This is a genomic window from Bifidobacterium longum subsp. longum JCM 1217 (genome assembly GCF_000196555.1).
GTDB lineage: Bacteria > Actinomycetota > Actinomycetes > Actinomycetales > Bifidobacteriaceae > Bifidobacterium > Bifidobacterium longum.
Window position 1 is genome coordinate 2,357,420 of sequence record NC_015067.1, and the last position, 21,235, is coordinate 2,378,654.

15 protein-coding genes, 1 tRNA gene and 1 pseudogene are annotated in these 21,235 nt (G+C 59.3%); 14 read left to right on the forward strand and 3 right to left on the reverse strand.

Annotated features, from left to right (window positions below; translation table 11 throughout):
* Window positions 1-93 precede the first annotated feature (93 nt).
* On the forward strand, window positions 94-861 hold the full coding sequence (locus tag BLLJ_RS09885; protein ID WP_007054642.1) for a potassium channel family protein: 768 nt from the start codon (window positions 94-96) through the stop codon (window positions 859-861).
* Window positions 862-905: 44 nt separating this feature from the next.
* Here the strand turns inward: BLLJ_RS09885 and BLLJ_RS11310 are convergent, their stop codons facing one another.
* Entirely contained in the window at window positions 906-1,055 is a 150-nt protein-coding gene (locus BLLJ_RS11310) for a hypothetical protein (protein WP_007056563.1), read from the reverse strand.
* Here BLLJ_RS11310 and BLLJ_RS09890 point away from each other — a divergent pair.
* A complete protein-coding gene (locus tag BLLJ_RS09890) occupies window positions 1,054-2,160 on the forward strand; it encodes an ATP-binding protein (protein WP_007056552.1) in 1,107 nt (368 codons plus the stop codon). The genes BLLJ_RS11310 and BLLJ_RS09890 overlap by 2 nt on opposite strands.
* A gap of 212 nt (window positions 2,161-2,372) precedes the next feature.
* On the opposite strand, the pseudogene BLLJ_RS09895 reads toward BLLJ_RS09890, so the two are convergent.
* Window positions 2,373-2,720 (reverse strand): annotated as a pseudogene (locus BLLJ_RS09895) (glycoside hydrolase family 3 N-terminal domain-containing protein); the annotation flags it as partial.
* A 373-nt stretch (window positions 2,721-3,093) separates the two neighbouring features.
* On the opposite strand from BLLJ_RS09895, the gene BLLJ_RS09900 reads away from it, so the two are divergent.
* The 7 genes from BLLJ_RS09900 to BLLJ_RS09930 all read left to right on the forward strand — a co-directional run bounded on the left by BLLJ_RS09900 (window position 3,094) and on the right by BLLJ_RS09930 (window position 11,064).
* Window positions 3,094-5,313, forward strand: a complete 2,220-nt coding sequence (locus BLLJ_RS09900; protein ID WP_008783044.1) for a serine/threonine-protein kinase — start codon at window positions 3,094-3,096, stop codon at window positions 5,311-5,313.
* A 177-nt stretch (window positions 5,314-5,490) separates the two neighbouring features.
* Window positions 5,491-6,468 (forward strand): DsbA family protein, encoded by a 978-nt coding sequence (locus BLLJ_RS09905; protein ID WP_013583038.1) that lies wholly within the window; start codon window positions 5,491-5,493, stop codon window positions 6,466-6,468.
* 130 nt (window positions 6,469-6,598) lie between these two features.
* Window positions 6,599-6,672, forward strand: a tRNA-Thr gene (locus BLLJ_RS09910).
* Between the two features lie 316 nt (window positions 6,673-6,988).
* Window positions 6,989-8,485 carry an aggregation-promoting factor C-terminal-like domain-containing protein gene (locus BLLJ_RS09915; protein WP_013583039.1) on the forward strand — a complete coding sequence of 499 codons (1,497 nt, stop codon included), beginning with the start codon at window positions 6,989-6,991 and terminating at the stop codon, window positions 8,483-8,485.
* 32 nt (window positions 8,486-8,517) lie between these two features.
* Window positions 8,518-9,441 (forward strand): 16S rRNA (adenine(1518)-N(6)/adenine(1519)-N(6))-dimethyltransferase RsmA, encoded by a 924-nt coding sequence (rsmA, locus tag BLLJ_RS09920; RefSeq protein ID WP_013583040.1) that lies wholly within the window; start codon window positions 8,518-8,520, stop codon window positions 9,439-9,441.
* Complete coding sequence (locus BLLJ_RS09925) at window positions 9,438-10,388, forward strand: 4-(cytidine 5'-diphospho)-2-C-methyl-D-erythritol kinase (protein ID WP_007051793.1); 951 nt, start codon at window positions 9,438-9,440, stop codon at window positions 10,386-10,388. Before rsmA ends, BLLJ_RS09925 begins: the two co-directional genes overlap by 4 nt.
* Before the next feature lie 46 nt (window positions 10,389-10,434).
* Window positions 10,435-11,064 carry a LytR C-terminal domain-containing protein gene (locus tag BLLJ_RS09930; RefSeq protein ID WP_007051792.1) on the forward strand — a complete coding sequence of 210 codons (630 nt, stop codon included), beginning with the start codon at window positions 10,435-10,437 and terminating at the stop codon, window positions 11,062-11,064.
* A gap of 84 nt (window positions 11,065-11,148) precedes the next feature.
* Here the strand turns inward: BLLJ_RS09930 and BLLJ_RS09935 are convergent, their stop codons facing one another.
* Entirely contained in the window at window positions 11,149-12,564 is a 1,416-nt protein-coding gene (locus BLLJ_RS09935) for a CCA tRNA nucleotidyltransferase (RefSeq protein ID WP_007051791.1), read from the reverse strand.
* A gap of 86 nt (window positions 12,565-12,650) precedes the next feature.
* On the opposite strand from BLLJ_RS09935, the gene BLLJ_RS11535 reads away from it, so the two are divergent.
* From BLLJ_RS11535 to BLLJ_RS09960, 5 genes are all read left to right on the forward strand, one after another.
* Entirely contained in the window at window positions 12,651-13,943 is a 1,293-nt protein-coding gene (locus BLLJ_RS11535) for an NUDIX hydrolase (RefSeq protein WP_013583041.1), read from the forward strand.
* Between the two features lie 71 nt (window positions 13,944-14,014).
* Window positions 14,015-16,210, forward strand: a complete 2,196-nt coding sequence (locus BLLJ_RS09945) for a DUF6049 family protein (protein WP_173361541.1) — start codon at window positions 14,015-14,017, stop codon at window positions 16,208-16,210.
* Window positions 16,207-17,934, forward strand: coding sequence for a murein biosynthesis integral membrane protein MurJ (murJ, locus tag BLLJ_RS09950; protein WP_013583043.1), 1,728 nt, complete (start codon window positions 16,207-16,209; stop codon window positions 17,932-17,934). The genes BLLJ_RS09945 and murJ overlap by 4 nt, the downstream gene beginning before the upstream one ends.
* An 82-nt stretch (window positions 17,935-18,016) precedes the next feature.
* On the forward strand, window positions 18,017-20,080 hold the full coding sequence (locus BLLJ_RS09955; protein WP_013583044.1) for a protein kinase family protein: 2,064 nt from the start codon (window positions 18,017-18,019) through the stop codon (window positions 20,078-20,080).
* A 119-nt stretch (window positions 20,081-20,199) separates the two neighbouring features.
* Window positions 20,200-21,219: an NAD(P)/FAD-dependent oxidoreductase gene (locus BLLJ_RS09960; RefSeq protein ID WP_007051786.1), complete on the forward strand. Its 1,020-nt coding sequence runs from the start codon at window positions 20,200-20,202 to the stop codon at window positions 21,217-21,219.
* Window positions 21,220-21,235 lie beyond the last annotated feature (16 nt).

The following is a 21,235-nucleotide window of genomic DNA, read 5'->3' on the forward strand; positions in this document are numbered from 1 at the left end:
TACACAACGTGAAATGTATACGAACGTATACAACACTGATGTCCGGAGTCATGCTCCGCAGTGGCGCAGCGGACGCGCCACTGCAATCGGAATATGGGACTGAAGACGTGGAAGAAGTGGACGGACTGGCCGCTGATGGTGCTGTCCGTGGTGTTTCTGGTGGTGTATTCGTGGGAAATTCTCTCCCGCACGCATATCGCGCTGTGTGAAACCGTCATCAACGTGATCTGGGTGGTGTTCGTCGTCGATTATGTGGTCTCGCTGTGGTTGGCCGACGATCGCTGGCGGTGGTTCAAGCACAACCTGTTCACGCTGCTGACCATCGCGCTGCCGATGCTCCGGCCCTTGCGACTGTTGCGTTTGCTGACCGTGCTGCACGTGCTGAACCGCACCTCCGGCATGGCGGTGCGCGGGCGCATCACCGTATACGCGGTCGGCGCGGTGGGAATGCTCATGTACGTGGGCGCGCTGGCCGTGTATTCCGTGGAGCGCGGGGCGTCCGGATCCACGATCACCGACTTCGGCACGGCGTTGTGGTGGGCGTTCGTGACCGTGACCACCGTGGGATATGGCGACTTCTCGCCGGTCACCTTCCAAGGCAAGATCATTGCGGTGGTGCTGATGTTCACCGGCATCGCGTTGATCGGTATTGTGACGGCCACGCTGGCCTCGTGGATCGTGGATCAGGTCAATCTGGAGACGGATCGGCGCGAGGACGCTCGGGAGAAGGAAGTGGCCAAGGAAGCCGCGCAAGAGGCTATTGCGACATCAGCCAATCCCGAAATCGACCTATTGCGCGAGGAAGTGCGTGAGCTGACCGCTACGGTAGCCGGTCTGCGCACCGAACTTGAGCGACGTTGATTGGCGAAGCGGGACAAACAACGATTCTGCCAAGAAGGTCCGCGTCAGTTGTTGTCACCGCGGATTGCGGCAGAATCATTGTCGCCACGGCTGTTTTCTTCAGTCGGCTCAACCCAACTTTTGATAATTTTTATTTTTTTGATATTTTTGATAATTTTTATTTTAGGTTGATTCAGCGAGGAGGCGGTCCACATGAAGGCAAAGGAAAACCCATTCAAGCCAACGGCAGGAGGGGAACCGCCCCTGCTCATCGGCCGAGGCAAAGTTATCCGCGATTTCGAGAAAGGTCTCGATAACGGAGTCGGTGCCCCAGGGCGCATTATGCTCGTCACCGGCGCTCGTGGAACCGGAAAAACCGTGATGCTCACTGTGTTCGGAGACCGGGCCAAAGCGCGCAGATGGGATGTCATCGAAGAAACGGCCTCTGCCGGACTATGCGAACGCCTTGTTGATGCCTTACGAACCGGGCGAGGGGCCCTTGACCACCTCACTATCCGACCATCGTTGACTTTTGCTGGAGCGGGCATCGGCCTCGGAGAAGCCGAACTATCCCCGAAGCGTATGCCCGAAACGTTGAGAAGTGCCATTGCCGGACGGTTGGATGCGCTTGAGAAGCGCCATGCTGGGTTGCTTATCACCATTGATGAGACTCAAGCGGCTGAGCGATCCGACATGATTGCCATCGCCACTGCCATACAGCATCAAATCAGGGAACGACGCAATATCGCCATCGTGTTCGCCGGTCTCCCACAGATGATTTCTGATTTGTTCAATGACGAAGTCATCACGTTCCTACGTCGCGCGAAAACGAACATACTCACAGATATTCCTCTTGATGAAGTGCGCGATGCTTTCGCCACAACATTCCGCGCCTCCGGCATGTCCATCACCGACGCTCAATTAAGCACTGCAGCCAATGTGACAGCCGGATACCCCTATATGATTCAACTGGTTGGCTACCATATCTGGGATGCCGCAGACATGCGGGACTCGGATACCATCATCGACGCTGATGTTACGGCAGGTATCGAGGAAGCACGTATTGACCTTGATAACGCCGTGTGCATCCCGGAGTTGCAAGGCTTATCCAAAAACGACCGTGAGTATCTCGAAGCCATGGCAGCGTCAGATGGTCCCTCTCCCACCGTGAATGTTGCACAGCGCATGGGCAAAACGCCTAACTATGCCGCCACCTACCGCAAACGCCTCCTTGACGCCTTCGTTATCCGCGAAACAGAACGAGGCGAAGTCGATTTTGCCGTGCCCTTCCTGCGCGAATACTTGCGTCGGAATCAGTAATCGGCACAATGCACAGTATCGATATATTCCGTTCCATATAATGACTTTTCGCATTCAGATACACAATGGACGGCCTGTTGAGTAGCACTCAGCAGGCCGTCCATTCTATTTAGCTATTCAGTTATCGGAGACACACCTCAGGCCTTGACCGGAGCGTCAGCGGGAGCCGATGCCGCCGCGGCCAGTTTGCGGCGCTTGAGGTACTTCATGATGGTCAGGACCATGCCGCGGAAGCCCCACTCGCCACGCAGGACAGTGTTGAGCAGTCCGGAGTGGGAACCGCCCCACTCCATACCGATGTAGTTGAAGGCGCTCATCACGGCACCCGCGCCGCCCTGCTTGACGCTCATCTCGAAGGGCTTCAGGTAGATCTCGCGAATCGACTGCTCGTTGGCCCAGGTGGCGAGCTCGCTCAGTCGGTTGGTCTCCTGGTCGTTCAGCGCGAAGTGCTTCATGAAGGCGTACACGCCCTTGGCCTGAGCGCCAGCGACCTGCTGGGAGGCCATCACGCCGAACAGGTAGCCGTCTTCGGAGAAGTATTCGAAGGTACGACCGGCGAAGTCGCGGCATTCGAATCTGATATCGTTATCGATTCGATCAGCGGCTCACGATACTGCCCTTGCATCGCTGTGCCACTGTTGAATGTGCCCGGCTGGCTCACCTTTGGGTCACCGCCGACACATCCTTGATGCCAATGGTTATAGAGTCGCAAATTCACGACTGGCGCACCTGCCCACGCACCTATCCTGTCATTTCGAGCGCATAATTTGCTACCACATCCGGTCAGGGCAATCGACCTTAATGGCGTAAACGGCACTTCTCAATACGTAAACGGCATTTATTCTTGGCTCCCCTCTCAGAGAGGGGAGCCAAGAAATATCAAGCTCGGCCTCCCAGGAGAGAGCCAGAATAATGCACCAGCAAGGCATTAGGATGGAGGGCATGAGCGATTTGAACGCGTTGAATCTTGAGCCCGGCGAAGTGGTTGGTGGGTATACGCTGATCTCCCGGCTCGGCTCAGGAGCTATGGGGTCGGTGTGGCGGGTGCGCGACGACGGCGGCACCACCTATGCCATGAAGATTCTGCGCGACTCCCTGACCGACGAGTCAGTGGCAGGCTCCGGCTCTGCGTCCACGGCCCTGCACGACCCCGACCTCAAGCCCGATGTCACGCCGCGCGAGCGCCTGCGGCGCGAGGCCATGGCCTTGAAGAAGATCAATCATCCGGGTGTGTGCGGCATCGTGGATATGGAACTCGACGATACGTTGGCGTTCATCGTCACTGAACTCATCGAGGGCAAGAATCTTAAGGATGATGTGGCCGCCAATGGCCGGTATGTGGGCGACGATCTGGAACGCTTGGCCCGCAAGCTCATCGAAGCCACCAAAGCCGTACATGCGGCCGGCATCGTCCATCGCGACATCAAACCCACCAATGTGATGGTGTCGGCCGCCGGACCGGTATTGGTCGATTTCGGTATCGCGATGGGCGAGGGCGAAAGTCACGTGACCCGCACCGGCCTAGTGATGGGTACACCCGGATTCATCGCACCCGAGATTATTGACGGTGCCGAATCCGACGACGCCACCGATTGGTGGTCGGTGGCGTCCGTGCTCGCTTTTGCCGCAACCGGCGCGCCTGTGTTCGGCACCAAGCCGATGATGGCGGTACTTGAGCGCGAGGCCTCGGGCAACGCGAATCTTTCCGGACTACCGGCCGGCACATTGGCTGCCTTCCGTTCTGCACTGGACCCGGATCGCAGGGATCGTTGCACGCCGGATCAATTGCTGAATGCCATCGCCTTGGATGCGTTGAATCCCAACGCTTGGCAGGGCGAGCAGGCGGGACCGTTCGCCGCGGGAGCCGTGGCTGGACAACCGGCTGCGATCGTTGCCGAAGCCGCGGAGGCGATGCCCCCTTTTGGCGCGGCCGGCGGCGTTGACCGCAATAATCCCCGAACCATCTGGCGCGCGGCCGAGGAAGCCGCTGAGGCTCCCACCATGGCCGTGTTCTCCGGCAATAAGGGCGATAACGGCGATGGCGAAACCGCCGTATTCTCGCCGGCTGGCGCCGCTACCGCCACGCTGCCCTTAGCCGATATGCCGCCACGTCCGCCGGCCGGTGCGGAGCAGGCCACGCAACTGTTGCCCGACGCTGCTGCCGATTTCACCGACGACGCCGGCACGCAGGTACTCACCGGCGCGACCACACCGATGCCGGACCAAACCACGCCGCTGGCCGAGCGCACCACCGTACTCCCCACGCCGCAGCCGTCATCATTCCCCCCGTCCGGCACCGCCCAGAGCAGCTGGGATCCCGCAAGCAACCAGCCCACAGCGGTGGACCCCGCCATTCGCCCGGCATTGCAGCGCATCATCGACCAAACCGCCCAAGCGGCCCCCACCGAAACCATGGTCCAAAATCCTCCCATGCCCAATCCGGTGGACGTGAAGCGAGGGGAATATCTGCAGCGCGGCACCCTGCCATTGATCCTGCTGGCGGCGCCGCTGGCGGCACTGGCGGCAAATGCTCCGCTCGTGGCCATCATCGCGGCCACTGCGTTGTTGTGGCTACTGCTCACCCTGGCCTATAACACCGAACCCCAGCTTGAGCGCGAGGGCAAACGCGGCGGCGAGCGCAAAAACTCCGATTCGTGGATTCGCGTGGCGACTTTTCCTTGGCATCTGGTCAAAGCCCTGCTGCTGGCCATTCCCCGCATACTGCTGCTAGTCATCATCTATATGGCGGGAACCGCCGTGGCCACCGCGGCTCTGGCACTGCCCGTTCACACCATCTCCTGGTATTTCACCGCGGATTGGGGTATTCCGGTGCCGTTGCTCAATGATGTGCCGTTCTCCGCTTCCGGGCTGGCGCTGGGCGGTTTCATGGCCATCGGCTGGCTGGTCACTGTGTTCGCCCCACAGTCGATGATGATTCGGCTGGGGGGCGGCGTACTGCGCGGGCTCAAACACAGTCGCCCGGCGGGCGCCCCATCCACCGAAGTGGGTGGGGCTCCACCTGCTCCAGTGGCGCCGGCGCCCAAGGGCGGCGGGCGCGGCACCGTGCTGTTCACCATATGGGCCATCATCACCGTGGCCTTGTGCGCGATGCCGATTCTGGGCATGCCGATCAACTGGATGCCGTTCGCCTAGAGCGGGGCGGAATCTCACACATCAGCCATCCGCACACATGGCCGTTGTGTATCCGATACGTTCGTTCCGTCACACTTTTACAGGGAATTCACCTCAGATCAGCTCTGGGCGCAGTCCTCCTCAGGCCCGGTCATTATGATGGGGCCCAAACATTGAAGCGATTGCAAGGGGATAGCTATGTCAGATCCGAAGCGTCAGGCCAAGCGTGCCACACGCGCTGAGCGCCGAGCGGCCGAGGAGGCCGCCCAGCAGGCACGGGCCGAGCAGGCAGCCAAGGAGCGTAAGCAGCAGACCATCATCGGCTGCATTGTGGTGGCCATTATTGTGGTGCTGGTGGCCATCGCTGGATTCGCCGTATACAAGGCTATGCGGCCGTCCAACACCAGCAGCAGTAGCCAGCAAAGCAACATGACCGCGGACGAGGCCTATAGCAAGCTCAAGAAAGTCAGTACCCAGCCGGCTAACGCCGACGACAAGGCCGGCTTCGTAATCTCCAACAAAGGGTATGGCCAGAAAGCCGAGGGGGCTCCCACCGTATCCATCTACATGGAACCGCTGTGCCCCGGCTGCGCCTCGGTGAACCGCCAACTCGACCCGACGCTCGTCAAGCTGATGAACGCAGGCCAGCTCAACATCGATTTGCACTTCCTCAATTTCCAGAACAACAAGAGCTCCGACAACTACTCCAACCGCGTGTTCAACGGTGCCATCTACATTGCCGAGCATGATGACGATCCCGACCACCTCATGAGCTACCTCTCCAACATCTACGCTGAGGATTTCCAGCCGGGCGAATTGTCCAATTACGAGCCGGTAAACAACGCCAAGCTGGAGAAGCAGGCCGTCAAGGCCGGCGTGAGCGAGGATGTGGCCGCCGCGGCGTTCAGCGGCAAGAACGAATACCTCGACTGGCTCACCGCCTCCAACAACTACACGATCCTGCGCCCCGAACTGTTCAACAGCTCCGGCGCCTTCTCCTCCCCCACACTCACCATCAACGGCGAATACTGGGATCTGAAGCAGCTCACGCTGGCGGACACGAATATGGTGGACGGCTTCCTCAAGTCCATTGGGCTGGATGCTGACCAGGTAGGCGTGGAAGGCAAAATGCCATCCATCGGTGCCAGCGGAAAGCCGATTTCGGTCGCCTCCTGATGCTGCGTGGCCGAATAAGTTGACGCCGCGACATATGCAATACCGCCTGCGGCTCGGCTTAAATTGACCACTCGGGAAGTACCGGTATACTAGTCATTTGTTCGCAACGATTTACGCGTTAAGAACAATCGCCTCTTTAGCTCAGATGGCCAGAGCGGCCGCCTTGTAAGCGGCAGGTCGTCGGTTCGATCCCGACAAGAGGCTCGTCGCGCAGAAAAAATGGCGTATTATGTGATACGTAGACTTTTCTACGCATATAATTCTTACCTTGGGTAAGTACTCCAGGAGCCTTCCCCCAATTATGGGCTTCCTGGAATGAGGGCGGAGCGTCCCCCAACCAGCTCCGCGCCTTCAAGGGGGCGGGAACATCCCCTTCTCTCCCGCCCCCCCTTTTCTTTTCTTTTTTTGAGCTCAGAACAATCTGACGAGCAGGAATGGTGACGGTGGCCGGTGAAACCGCAGTACGGGCCGGAACAACCGTTACGATGGGTGGCGTAATCGTTCACCCAGCAGGAAGAGTATGGCAATGGCACGGCGTTGGACCCCGCAGCGGTTTGTTACACTGCGTCGCATCCGCGTAATCGCCTGTATCGCGGCGACCAGTATCGCGCTGGCTGGATCATTCGCGTTCACCGCGCGTAAATCCGTGGCCCTGAACATCAACGGGCAAACCACCCAAGTCACCACATATGCGATGACGGCCACCCGTCTTCTGGAGGAACAAGGGGTGGATATCAAGACCCACGATATCGTCACTACCTCGTCCGGCGACCAGCTCGCCAATCATGCCGTGGTCACCGTACAGTCCGCCTACCAGACCACTATCAACATCGACGGCACGTCCGTTCCCTTCTGGACCGTGGCCACCAGTGCCGACCAGCTACTGGGATTTTTCGAGGAAAACCAGAACAACGCCGCGAAGATCACCGTCGACATCGACAATGTGTACAACCAGCTCACCGGCGGACTGGTCATCAATCAGGATGGCCCGGTCACCGTCATTGCGGACGGCAAGACTTCCGTGGCCCCCAACGGCAAACTGCCTGCGGCCTCCATTCTTGACTCCAAAGGCATCGTGCTGAACAAAGAGGACCGTGTGAGCGTCGAAAAGGACGGCGATACCACTATCCTGCGCGTACGGCGCGTGACGCATGGCGAGGAAACGCGCACAGCCGTAGTGCCATACTCCACACAAACCATCATCGACTCCAATCTTCCTGAAGGCCAGTCGGAGATCCGCCAGCAAGGCGTCAATGGCGAGAAAACCCAGGTGTATAACGTCACGTATGTCGATGGCGTGGCCGAATCGGAGACGCTGAAATCCGAAACCGTCACCACGATGGCCATCGACCAGATCATCGCCGTAGGCGCCGCCAAGTCTGATACCGATAAAGGTTCCGACAAAAAATCCGACTCCGCCGATAACGGCAAGGCCGATTCCGGTTTCAACAATCAGCACGAGTCGTCCGGTAACAATGCCAACAACACAGGCGACAAGAACAACAGCAGCTCTGGCAACAACACGAACACCGATACCAACAACAATGCCGGCAACACCGGCGGCAACAACTCCGGTAACTCCGGTAACACCGGCAATTCCGGTAACACTGGTAATTCCGGTAACACCGGCGGCGGTACGAACAACAATTCCGGCTCTTCTGGCTCCGATTCAGGCACAACCACCACGCCCTCCGGCCGCCTGTGGCACGCCACCGTAGCCCAGGCTCAGGCCTATGCCGCCGGTGCCGCCGCGCAGCGCGGGTGGACAGGCAACGACTGGGATTGTCTGGTCAAACTATGGACCCGCGAGTCCAGTTGGCTGTGGTATGCCGAAAACGCGAGCTCCGGTGCCTACGGCATTCCTCAGTCGCTACCAGCAGACAAAATGGCTGCGTTCGGTGCCAATTACCGTGACGATGCCGCCGTACAGATCGATTGGGGTCTGTGGTACATCGCACAAGCCTACGGCAGCCCGTCCAAGGCATGGCAACATTCCGAACAAGTCGGTTGGTACTGATCGGTTACGAAGCCCACAAGGAACACACGCTTATGAACGACACCATTCCCGCCACTGGTCACCTGTTAGGTGCCGCCGATATCCGTCGTATCGCGGCCGATGCCGGCATCAGCCCCACCAAGAAATTCGGGCAGAACTTCGTCATCGACCCCGGCACGGTCCGTCGTATCGTACGCGAGGCGGGAGTGACCGCTGCCGATCATGTCATGGAAGTCGGCCCCGGCCTGGGATCGTTGACGCTGGCGATTTTGGAAACCGGCGCCACCATGACCGCAGTCGAAATCGATCCGCCGCTGGCCGAACGACTGCCGGGCACAGTCGCCGAATTCATGCCCGAAGCCACGTCACGACTCACCGTCGTCAATCGGGATGCCTTAACCGTCACCCCGGAGAACGTGCCTGATTTCAGCGATGACGCATCGTTTACGCTGGTCGCCAATCTGCCGTACAACGTGGCCACGCCGATTCTGCTCACGCTGTTGGAGCGTTTCGACAACCTCGGCTCGTTCTTGGTGATGGTGCAAAAAGAGGTGGCCGACAGACTCGCCGCCAAGCCCGGTTCCAAGATCTACGGCACGCCGAGCGTGAAGCTCGCCTGGTATGGCACCGCCGAACGGGTGGGCACCATCGGCCGCAATGTGTTCTGGCCGGCTCCCAATGTGGATTCCGCGCTCGTCAAATTCACCCGGTATCAGGCCGATGACCCGGCTGCCCCGGGAACTGCGAACAGCACAGACGACGGCACACAACGGGAACTCGTATTTCGTCTGATCGATGCGGCATTCGGTCAGCGTCGCAAGACCCTGCACGCGGCATTGAAGACCATTGCGCCCTCCGAGGCATTCTCCATCGCCGGCATCGATCCGACCCGTCGAGGAGAGACGCTCACCATCGCCGAATTCACCGCTCTGGCCAAGGCCATCGAATCGTGTGGAGAGGGAGATGAGGCACAATGAGTCCGGTAATCTCACATCCACGCTCAGCCGCTGCCCGACATCAGTCCGATGAGCTCTCCCCCATCACCATTACGGTGGATTGCCCGGCGAAAACCAATCTCACCTTGGAAGTGGGACCTGCTCACGACGAATGGGGCGGACGCCACGAACTGGACACCATCTACTGCGCAATCGGCGTATACGACACCGTCACCGCAACCGCCAAGCAACCCGGAGCAGGATTCTCTCTGGAGCTCGAAGGCGCTTATTTGGGCGACTTGGCCTCCTCACGCAGCGACATGCGCCGCAACCATGCGGTACTGGCCCTCTTCGCCATGGCCCAGGCGGCCGAGCGCGAGCCGGATGTGGCGTTGACCATCACCAAGCGCATTCCCGTGGGTGCCGGACTAGGCGGCGGTTCAGCCGACGCCGCGGCGACCATGCTGGCGGTCAATCGTCTCTGGGAGCTGAACTGGCCCATAGAGCGCCTGCGCACCATTGCTGCCACGTTGGGCGCGGACATGCCGTTCTGCCTGACCGGTGGCCTTGCATACGGCACCGGTTTCGGCGAACGCATCACGGATATCGCCCCCGGCAGCCGCGATGAGCTGGCGCTGATAGAACAGGGATTCAGCGGCGAAGTATTGGTCGGCGCATACCAGTCGCAACTCAGCACTCCTGAGGTCTACCACACCTTTGACATCGTGGGAGCCGCAGAAGGCGACCGCAATCATCTGCAGGCTGCGGCAATCAGCCTGCATCCCCGCAGCGGGCAGGCCATCGACGCCGCCACGCAGGCGGGTGCCAGCCATGCATTCGTCTCCGGATCCGGCCCCTCAGTGGTCGCTTTCGCCGCCGACGAGGCAGCGGCACAACGCATTATCGAGGTGTGGCGCGATACAGCTGTGGTCGATCGTATTATTCGAGCCAAATCTCCCGAACACCCCAATATCAGCGTCAGACAGTGACGCTAAGGTAGCAACCAGCCACCCGACCCATGAAAGAAGTCCACCGATGACGTATCAGGTTGATGAACGTGAAGCCCGCAAGGCGTACGTGCGCCGCCGCCAGACCATCGTCTTTTCCATCAGCGGCGCGGTATTGGCAGTAGTGCTGGTCATAGCCCTACTGTTCAATTTCCACGTTTTCGGCCTCGGCGAAGTGGAGACTCCGGCCAGCCAGCCGAATTACGGCAACGCGGCGCCGTGCGCGGTCAAGGACAGCAGCGGCAAAGCGCAATACGTGTCCAACGCTTCGGTCGGCATTCGCGTGATGAACGGCACCTCTCACGGCCAATTCGCCAAGGCCGTGGGTGAAGCTTTGGCCAATCGTGGATTCAGCGTGCAGAAAATCGATAACTATTCCAGCACCGACGTTGAACGCACCACCATCTACTTCGGCAAGAACGCCATTAATCAGGCGTATACGCTGATCGGCAATTTCACCGACGCCACCATGATCATGACGGCTCGCGAGGATCAGCTCATCGATGTGGTCATCGGCGCCACGTTCAACGATCTGCAGGACACCAACTCCTCCCCGCAATCCGGTAAGACCATCACCAATATCGAGGGTTGCAAGGCCGCCGATAGCATGACCAAGCTGCCCGCCGACACCAAACACGACGCATACACGGCGCAGTAAGGCGCATACAGCTTCATCTTCGCGAAAAACCGTACGCTGACACGTATTCAGCGTACGGTTTTTTGGTATCGGACTAGTATCGGACTACTGAATCTCGGCGTACCAGCGCTTGAGTTCTTCGACGGCCACATCGTGGTCCACCGGACCGTTATCCAAGCGGTATTCCAGCATGTGCTTGTAGGCGCGGCCGATCATCGGGCCGGGCTCCAGGCCCAGCAACTCCATAATTTCGTTGCCGTCCAGATCCGGGCGGATCGCGTCGAAGTCCTCTTTCTTCTTGAGTTCGCGGACGCGCTCCTCCATCTCATCCATGGCCTGGGAGAAGATCATCGCCTTGCGTTTGTTTTGTGTGGTGGCATCCGCACGCGTGAGCCTGTTCAGCCGCTCATAGAGGTGCCCGGCATCCTTGACATACCGGCGTACGGCCGAATCGGTCCACGGCTCGTCCACATAGCCGTGGAAGCGCAGGTGCATATTCACCAGTTCCGAGACGTCCTCGACCAGATGGTGGTCAAAACGCAGCGCCTTCAAACGCTTGCGGGTCATTTTGGCACCCACCGCGTCATGGTGGTGGAAGCTCACCTTGCCGCCCGACTCGAACCGGCGGGTCTTCGGCTTGCCGATATCGTGCATCACGGCGGCCAAGCGCAGCGTCAGGTCGGGGGCGGGCACCGGGCCGTCCGGGCCGGTTTCCAGGGCGATAGCACGTTCGAGCACAATCATCGTGTGCTCGAAGACGTCCTTGTGGCGGTGGTGTTCGTCGATCTGCAATTGCAGGGCCGGAATTTCCGGGAAGACGATGTCCGCAAGACCGGATTCGACCAACGCCTCAAGGCCGGCGCGCGGACGGTCGGAGAGCAGCAGTTTGGTCAGTTCGTCGCGCACACGCTCGGCGGATACGATGTCGATGCGGTCGCGCATCGAGGTAATCGCCTCGGCCGCGTCCGGCGCGATACGGAAGCCCAGCTGGGCCACGAATCGCACGGCGCGCATCATACGCAACGGATCGTCGTCAAAGGACTGTCGCGGATCCACCGGCGTGCGCAACACGCCCTTGGACAGATCACTGGCACCACCGAACGGGTCCACGAATTGCAGGTCGGGCACGCGCAGAGCCATCGCGTTGACGGTGAAGTCGCGGCGGGACAGGTCGCCCTCAAGCGTGTCGCCATAATTGACCTCGGGCTTACGCGAGTCCGGATCGTACGTGTCAGAGCGATAGGTGGTGACCTCCACCTTGACCTCGGTGCCGTCCGGGCGGCGGCGCATGGCACCCAGCGTGCCGAACTTGCGCCCCATGTCCCAGAAGCCGTCATGCCCCCACCGGCGCAGTATCGGCTCGAACTGCTCAGGCCGTGCGGATGAGCAGAAGTCCAAATCGTGGCTCTTTCTATGGAGCAGCAAATCCCTGACCGGGCCGCCGACCAATGCCAGCTCGTAACCCTGTTCGGCGAACAGTCGACCAAGTTCGATGGCTTCAGGCCATACTTCGAAATCCAATGGGCACCTTCCCGCGTGCGACGTTTTTCTGCCCTACCAGCATACCGTTACCCCACCTGCACACGGGGTTGAGTAAGGTGGAGAATATGATTACGCCCGCCGACCTTGCCCGCATGCTGGGGCAAACACCAGATTCGGCGGATAGCCATACCCAAGACCACCTGCTGTATACGTCCGAAACTCCGCATCATTCCGCCGATTCGGGCGATTCTTCCGATGTCGGCGGCACCGCGAGCCACTCCACCAATCAGGCCGTTCATCAAGACGAAGTAGACGCAGTACCGACTGCGCAACATTCCGGTGTGCCTGGCACACCCGCAACGCCCGCCACACCCGAACCATCCGAATCCGAAATATCGGACGCCACCAGCGACATGCCCGCACCGAAGCCGATGATGCCCACACCGGCCACCGTCTTCGGCATGCATGCCACCGTCACCATCGCCACTACCAGCGGCACTATCGAGGGGCAGGCTGATGGTATCGCCGGCGAGGCCGGTGCCGAGACGATTGCCGAGGTCGAGCCGATTATCGCCACAGCACAAACGTCCGTAACCATCGTCACGAACGATCCCGCGGCGACCGCTCACGCGGCCGTAGATGCTGCCGTTGCGGTCGCCAAGGCCGCCGCCGCGCACACCACAGCGATACCGACTCCGCGCGACGTGCTGATGCCGCCTGCGGCACGTACCGCACCGGCCGCAACGCCGGTCACCATGCCGGTCTCAGCGCCGTCTGCAGCACCAGTGAGGCCCGCAACGTCAGCGCATCCCACGCCGGCCACGGTCTTCGGCCGGCACCCGTCCGGAGATGTTGCCTCGCCGGAACCGGCAGTGCCGGTAGAACCGGTGACACCATCCGGCCCGACTCCGGCCATGATGCCGCAACGCCGTACGTCGGACGGTCCGACCACATTCGCTTCACTGGATGCCCAGGAACTGCCGGTCGTACGCGAATATTCGGCAGGCGGTCTGATTTTCGATGACCAGAACCGCGTGGCCATTATCGCCCGTCATTCCCGCTCCGGCCATCTCGAATGGTGCTTGCCGAAGGGGCATATCGAAAAAGGCGAGACCCCGCAGCAGACCGCTGTGCGCGAAGTGCATGAAGAGACCGGCATCCTGGGCGAGGTGATCGATTCCATCGCCACCATCGACTACTGGTTCACCGGTACCACGCAGCGCGTGCACAAGCTGGTCCATCACTTCGCGCTCAAACAGACCGGCGGTGAACTGACGGTGGAAGGAGACCCGGATCATGAGGCGGAAGACGCCATCTGGGTGCGTTTTGAAGATTTGGATGACGTGTTGAGCTATCCCAACGAACGCAAAATCGCGTGGCTCTACGCCAGGAAGAAGAACAGGCAGGCAAACGAGTGAACCTACCCGGAGTCTTACGACATTGCACACGTCTGGCACACGCACTGGCGGCTGGCGTCGCCGTTGTGGCGATGCTGGCCGCTCCATTGACCGTCTACGCGAACGATACGACGGACACGACTGATTCATCCGATACGACGGACGCAACGGGCAATCAGACCGAGAATCAGCCCAAGCAGAGCATTGCCATCACGCAAAGCACCCCCATCGTCACCTCCAAATCGGGCTATCGTGTCACCGCGGTCATCAGCAATACGGACAGCACGGCCACGTCAAGCGGCACACTGCACCTGACCACCAATGCGTTGTTCACCTTTGTCTCGCGCACCGATATTCAGAATTGGGCCGAGAACAACGCCCCCATCCCAACCCCCAACGAGTTGGGTTCCGTTGACGTGCCATCGATTCCCGCCGGCGGCACTGCCACCGTCACCATCGAGGTGAACGCCAATCAGCAGACCCTTGCCTCCATAGGGAGTTGGGGACCGAAACCGCTGATGCTGTCGTATATCGTTGGCAATCAGATACTCGCCGATTTGCCGAGTTTTCTGACCCGATCTTCGGATGGGCTCAACACCGCGACAACACCGGCCATGAACCTGACCGTGGCCATGCCCTACACCGCCAGCGGCTGGCAGGTCGATAATAAGGCCATCAGCAATCGCATTGCCGAAACCACCACTTCCTCGACATCAACATCGTCCAAGTCCAACAGCACGGACAAGGCCGACAAGTCCGATAACGCCGACGCCAGCAACGCGGCCAAAGCCACTGATACGCAAGCCATATCCTTATCCGAACAGGATGCCGATACCGCGCGATCCCTTGGGCAGACATTCGCCAAGCACCGCTCGCTGCAAGTGATCGCGGATCCTCTGTATTGGCGTCAGTCCGCAGTGCAACCGTCCATTGCCGGCATCATGCAGCCCGCCGACTTCGACATCACCGCCTATACCGCACTGGACGATACCGCGGCCTACGAAAAGGCCGGCATCACCACTGAGCAGTGGAACGCCAAGCAGGCGGCCGCATGGTATGCCGACGGAGGCGACTCCGAAACACCCTCCGCGTACGCATGGCAGGGCAACAACTGTTGGACGTTGGATGCGCTGACCGCAGCACGCGAGCAGGGCTATGACACGGTGATTGCCGATGCCTCTTTCGATGCCGACCAGACTGAAGCCGTACACACAGGCACCTACGTGGTGCATACGCCTGCCGGCGATGTCACCGTGCTGAAGGAGCAATCGACCTTGGGCACGCTGGCCAAGGGCCAAGCCACCAGCACGGACGCGCAGGCCGAGTCCAGCGATGCCGGTCGGTTGGCCCGACTGATCGCTCAGAGCGCGTTCTACCAGATGGAACAGCCCTATACATCCCGATACCTGCTTATGACGTTCTCCCGCACCACGGAGGCCAGCTGGATCGATCAGGTGATGAGCGCCTTCGAGCAGGCGTCTTGGTTGAATCTGACGGACCTGAAGACCATGGCCAAGGCCGATCCGTACAATGTCAGCGATTCGGTCAATCCCGACAATGCCGATGATGCCAACACCGCCAATACCCGGTCGGCATTGAGACAGTTGGCCGACAGCCGGCATGACATCATGCGCATGGCCACCTCCATATTGAGGAACGAGATTGATTCCGACGAGGTCTCGTCGTTGGACCCGCAGGCCCTGGCCCGGCAGGACGCCAATGACACCGCCTCGCATAGCAACGATCCGACGCAATGGATTGGCTCTTTACTGGCGCTGCATGACGATATGGCGCTGCGGTCCATGTCTGGCTCCCCCCAGCCGACAGCCACGCGAAAAGCCATGGTCAAAGCCACGAAAACACTGGCCAGCGATCTTCTGAACGGCGTACGCATCAACCCATCGGAATCAATATCCGTGTTCAGCGAATCCGCGAAAATGCCAATCACCGTCAGCAATGACCTTCCCTACGCCGTCAGCGTGCAGGTCAACTCACTGACTGACTCCATGCAGATCGTCACCTCGCGAACCGCTGACATCGATATTCCCTCGCATAGCGACGCTCAGGTGACCTTCACCATCCGCGTTTCCACTTCCGGCTCATCGACGGCCCATGTGTCGTTGACCGACCGGGAAGGCAACAGCTTCGGCAACACGCAGGACACCGCGATCACCAGTGTGATGCGCATCAGTGATGCCAGCGGCTTCATTATCATCGGCTTCGCCGTGCTACTGGGCATTATCGGCCTGTGGCGGCAGTTCCATCGGAAGAAGGACCCCGACGAATGAGTTCAAGCGTAGGTCGTAATTCCCTGATCATGGCCACGGGAACCGCTGCTTCCCGTGTGACCGGTCAGCTCCGCACGATTCTTCTCGCTGCGGCCATCGGCACCACCGGATTGGCGGCCAACGCCTATCAGGCCGGTTCCATGATTCCCCAATCCGTGTTCACGCTGGTGTCCGGCGGCATCTTCAACGCCGTGCTGGTGCCCCAGATCGTGCGCACGTTGAAAGAAAAAGACGCCCAAGAACGACTGAATCGCCTGATTACGTTGGCCATCGGCATCCTATTGGCCATGACCGTGGTGATGGCGGCGGCCAGCCCTCTGCTTGCCCGCCTGTACGTGGGTAGCGACGATCACCAGATGATAGCCCTGACCACCTCGTTCACCCTGTGGTGCATGCCTCAGGTGTTCTTCTACGGCCTGTATACGGTATTGGGTCAGATCCTGGCCGCCAAAGACCATTTCCTCACGTATGCGTGGAGCTCAACCGGTGCCAACATTATTAGTTGCGCCGGTTTTACTGGCTTTATTCTGCTGTTCAGCAAGGCCAATGAACAGCCCCTCGAATTCTGGACCGCCGACAAAATCGCGCTTACCGCAGGCACCTGGACTTTGGGCGTGGCCTTCCAAGCGCTGATACTGTTCCTGCCGCTGGCCCGTATCGGGTTCAAGTACAAACCCAGCTTCGGGCTTGGCGGCTTTGGACTCAGGTCTATGGGTCCCGTGGCGTTAGGCTCTTTGGGCGTGGTGATCACCAGTGAGATCTGCGGCATTATCCTTACCCGTATCGCCACATCCGCACCGCAGCGCGCCCACGAACTGACGGGTGCCAGCCTGTTCAGCGTGGCAGGCAACGCGACCTATCAGAATGCGTACACACTGTTCATCCTGCCCTATTCACTCATCGCCGTATCGGTATCCACGGCTATGTTCCCCAAAATCTCCCGTTCCATCGCAGCTGCGAATCTGGATGAGGCACGGCACGACCTGGTCAGCGCACTGAATAATGTGGGCCTGCTCATCATGTTCTTCGCCGCCGCCATGGTCGTGTTCCCCGAACCGATCATCCGTGCATTGCTTCCGTCCGTCTCGATGGACGAGACTATGTTGATCTCCTATGCGCTTATCGCCTTGTCTGTGGGCATTCCATTGGGGTCGGCGTTCCTGTTAATCCAGCGCACGTTCTACGCCTTTGAGGACGGCCTTCACCCCTTCCTGTCCGCGGTGATGCAGTATGGATTCACCTCAATATTCATGATCATCGGCATGATGGTACTTCCTCCTGAGCATTGGGTACTCGGCATCGCCTGCTCGGTGACCCTCGGTGGATTACTGGCGTTGCCGCTGACGTTGATGATGTTGCGCCGCAAGTTCGAAGGCAATCTTGGCGGTCGGGAGATCACGAGGACATATGCCAAGGCCATTGTGGCGGCACTGGCTTCCGGAGTTGTGGTCTGGCTGATCAAACGACCGGTAGTCGCACTGCTCGGCGCGGATATTCGACCAGTAGGCGGGCACATGAGCTGGTGGTCTGCGCTGGCCATCTGCGTGGTGCTCACCATTGTGCTGGCCGTAGTATATGTGGCTGTGTTGTGGGTGGTACACACCCCGGAACTCATCAGCGCCTATCACTCGATACTGGCCCGTCTACACAAGACTCCGGCCAGTGAGGACGTTGCTGTGACAGCCCAGCCGGAAAAAAGTCGACGCTACGTAAATCAATCCTGAGACGGAGCCCGTCAAGGATAGCCCCGCACGTAGAATATCTAAGACCAATCTCGAACACCAATCACACGGAGCCGAACGCACTATGAAACCGCAACTCGGAGACACGATTCTCAACCGATACACCTTGGTATCATCGTTGCGTGAGGAGCCTGGCATTCAGGCATGGAAAGCCAACGACCGTGTGCTGGCAAAGGATTGCCAGCTGTTCATCATTACCGATCGCAGCGCTTTCGCCGCAATCGATGAGCTCGCTGGTCGCATCGCCGCCACTCGCCCTGATCGTGTGATTCCCATACTGAAATACCGTATGGAATCCGACGTACTTCTCATTGTCATGCCGGTGGATAGCGGCCAATGCCTGACTGACTACATGGTAGATACCGCCAAGCCGCTCAGCTACAGCGCCATCCGGTCGATTATCGGAGAATGCGCCGACGTGCTGCGCGAGGTCATTGCGGATACTCCCAGCGGCATCGTCATCACAACCGACACCGTTCGAGTGACTACCTCCGGTGTGCAAATTGCCGATGCACCATGTGCCACGATGCTGGCCGATACGTCCGCTACCGATCTGCGCACGGACGGTCCTGAACGGTATGCGATTCGCCAGCTTGCGGCATTACTCTACACCCTGCTGACACGCACGCCAAGCCAAGCGACACCCACATTCAATCTGCGTGCCTTGCCGCAAGACACCCCTGGCGAATTCCGCGTGATTTGCAAGCGTGGATTGGCCTTGAGCGAGCCCGACGATCATACGTTGCCAATGGCTGCCCTTGTAGAACTCGATGCCTTGTTGGGTAATTGGAAGCCGCTCTCTGAACTGAGCGATGCTGATATTGCTTTGCCGAGCGTGGAAAGCGATTGCTCGATTACCAAGGCGATACTGAAGCCTGCCAACGAGACTGATATCGTGCCTATTCCCAGCACGTTGATTAACAGCAGCAGTCTTCCGGAATTGTCTATTACCCCTTCCCTGCCGGTTCAGACGGCCGCCGTCCCCGCTCCGCACGCGATGTCACCGGTTCCTCTGCCTGATGGGTCCAGTACTGCTGACGGTAACCAGTCTCAGTCTGATGCCCGCCGTCTGTTTGACTTCAACCTTTCTGACGCCTGGGAGCACGAAAATCTTTCCGGTGAAGGCACCGGTGACTGGTACAGCGAAATGAATCCGGCCCCCATCGGCGGTCCGGGTGATAATACTCGGTTGACAGTGCCTATTGTTACCGGCGGTATTTCCGATGCCGCCGTGGGAGAGACAACCAGTCGTATTCCCGTGTTCGACGCCAGCGGCCGTGCTGTGGCTCCTGGTGAGGAATCGCTGCGTGCCTTGGAAGAGGAGCAGGCCCGCATTGCCGAAGTAAGCGCCATTCCTCCGAGCTTCACACCGAAGAATGTGCCGGATGACGAGGTTGACAGCAAGCTGCCCGATGAACATCTGTTCGGCAAACTGTCGACCAAGGTCGTTGCCATCATTGTGGCTCTGATATTGGTAGTGGCAGCGGCTGTTTGGGCAGTGCATGCGTTCCGATCCTCCGGAGACAATCCTGCCGATGCTTCCAGCAACTCCAGTGAAGGTGACTGGCCTGATATCAATGCTGACGCTGTGCCATTTGGTGGCAGCGAGAACGCGACGAACGGTGGCACCACTGACGATTCTTCAAAATCGAGTGATGCCACTCAGAGCGAATCCAAGGACTCGGCATCAGACAAGTCCAAGAAGTCCGAGACTGCTGATTCGTCGTCCAAGAAGACCAAGGCCAAGAAGTCCGGCGATAAGGATTCCAGCGCTGTTCCGCAACCGAGCCATGAGAACAACACGGCGTTTACGATTTCCAGCGCCAACTTCCTGTCGAATCCTGGCGGCCAATCCGGGTACGCATACTACATGCACCTTGACCAGCCGCAGGATGCGTACCGCATGGTTATCACCATCCGCACATCCGGTGGTAAGGGCTATATTCGCGCAAATACCACTGGGGACCCCACTCAAGGCAAGCAGGTGGCCGAATTCACCTTTGCTGAAGGTGGCACTACTGAGGTGAAGTTCACCAAAGCCGTCAAGACGCAGGATCTGCTGCTGTGGGTGCCATCGGATAGCCTGCCGCAGAACCAGCTGTACATCGAAAAGGTGGAGGTCTTCTAATCGGCATCTATGCCGATGACTGACCCAAGAAGGGGCGGTACCGTTCGCATACATTCGACGATACCGCCCCTTCTTCGCATCTGGCTGAATGACACGGAATATCGTATGGGGGTGTGACAATGTTTCACGTGAAACATAACGTCATCATTATCGGTTCTGGTCCCGCTGGCTACACGGCCGCCATCTATCTTGGCCGCGCAGGTCTCAATCCTGTTATGGTCACTGGTGCGTTGTCGCCAGGTGGACAGTTGGTCAACACCACTGAGGTGGAGAACTTCCCCGGATTCCCGGAAGGTATTCTTGGCCCGGATCTTATGGATCGCATGAAGGAACAGGCCAAGCGCTTCGGTACAACCTATATCGCAGACGATGTCTCTTCCATCGAGGCGTGTGAGAGTGATTCGGTCAAGCCGACCTATCGTGTAACACTCTCCGATGACTCCCAATTGGAGGCATCGTCGCTTATCATCGCCACAGGGTCGTCATTCCGTAAGCTTGGGGTGCCCGGCGAACAGGAGCTGTCCGGACATGGCGTCTCGTACTGCGCCACCTGCGATGGCTTCTTCTTCAGGAACAAGCCTATCGTGGTCGTAGGCGGTGGCGATTCGGCTTTTGAAGAGGCATTATTCCTGACCCGGTTCGGTTCTTCGGTCACCTTGATTCACCGACGCGATAGCTTCCGCGCCTCGCAGATCATGGTGGACCGAGCCAAAGCCAATCCGACCATCACTCTGATGACCAACACAGTGGTGACCTCCATTACCGGCACCTCCTCCCCCACACAGAACACCGGTGCACCTATTGCCATTCCTGGCTTGACGCTCAAACGACCGGCTGTAGCACCGGCCAGTGTCAGCAGCATCGCCGTACGTAATGTGGTGACCGGAGAAGAAAGCACGCTGGACACCAACGCCGTATTCGTGGCTATCGGTCATACGCCAGCCACTGATTTTGCGGCCGGTGTTGTGGACCGTGACGATGATGGATATGTCGTGGTGCAGGGTGCCAGCACGGTGACCAGTGCGCCAGGCATCTTTGCTGCAGGCGATTGCGTGGATCGTACTTATCGTCAAGCGATCAGCGCAGCGGGCATGGGCTGCCGTGCAGCGCTGGATACGCAGGCCTATCTTACGGACTGATGGTGGCGGACTGATG

What these genes read in the sequence shown, in the direction of transcription:
- BLLJ_RS09885 (WP_007054642.1), top strand. Translation starts at nt 94, where the DNA reads ATGGGACTGAAGACGTGGAAGAAGTGGACGGACTGGCCGCTGATGGTG.
- BLLJ_RS11310 (WP_007056563.1), bottom strand. Translation starts at nt 1,055, where the DNA reads ATGTGGACCGCCTCCTCGCTGAATCAACCTAAAATAAAAATTATCAAA.
- BLLJ_RS09905 (WP_013583038.1), top strand. Translation starts at nt 5,491, where the DNA reads ATGTCAGATCCGAAGCGTCAGGCCAAGCGTGCCACACGCGCTGAGCGC.
- BLLJ_RS11535 (WP_013583041.1), top strand. Translation starts at nt 12,651, where the DNA reads ATGATTACGCCCGCCGACCTTGCCCGCATGCTGGGGCAAACACCAGAT.
- BLLJ_RS09915 (WP_013583039.1), top strand. Translation starts at nt 6,989, where the DNA reads ATGGCAATGGCACGGCGTTGGACCCCGCAGCGGTTTGTTACACTGCGT.
- BLLJ_RS09930 (WP_007051792.1), top strand. Translation starts at nt 10,435, where the DNA reads ATGACGTATCAGGTTGATGAACGTGAAGCCCGCAAGGCGTACGTGCGC.
- BLLJ_RS09960 (WP_007051786.1), top strand. Translation starts at nt 20,200, where the DNA reads ATGTTTCACGTGAAACATAACGTCATCATTATCGGTTCTGGTCCCGCT.
- BLLJ_RS09925 (WP_007051793.1), top strand. Translation starts at nt 9,438, where the DNA reads ATGAGTCCGGTAATCTCACATCCACGCTCAGCCGCTGCCCGACATCAG.
- murJ (WP_013583043.1), top strand. Translation starts at nt 16,207, where the DNA reads ATGAGTTCAAGCGTAGGTCGTAATTCCCTGATCATGGCCACGGGAACC.
- BLLJ_RS09890 (WP_007056552.1), top strand. Translation starts at nt 1,054, where the DNA reads ATGAAGGCAAAGGAAAACCCATTCAAGCCAACGGCAGGAGGGGAACCG.
- BLLJ_RS09945 (WP_173361541.1), top strand. Translation starts at nt 14,015, where the DNA reads ATGCTGGCCGCTCCATTGACCGTCTACGCGAACGATACGACGGACACG.
- BLLJ_RS09955 (WP_013583044.1), top strand. Translation starts at nt 18,017, where the DNA reads ATGAAACCGCAACTCGGAGACACGATTCTCAACCGATACACCTTGGTA.
- rsmA (WP_013583040.1), top strand. Translation starts at nt 8,518, where the DNA reads ATGAACGACACCATTCCCGCCACTGGTCACCTGTTAGGTGCCGCCGAT.
- BLLJ_RS09900 (WP_008783044.1), top strand. Translation starts at nt 3,094, where the DNA reads ATGGAGGGCATGAGCGATTTGAACGCGTTGAATCTTGAGCCCGGCGAA.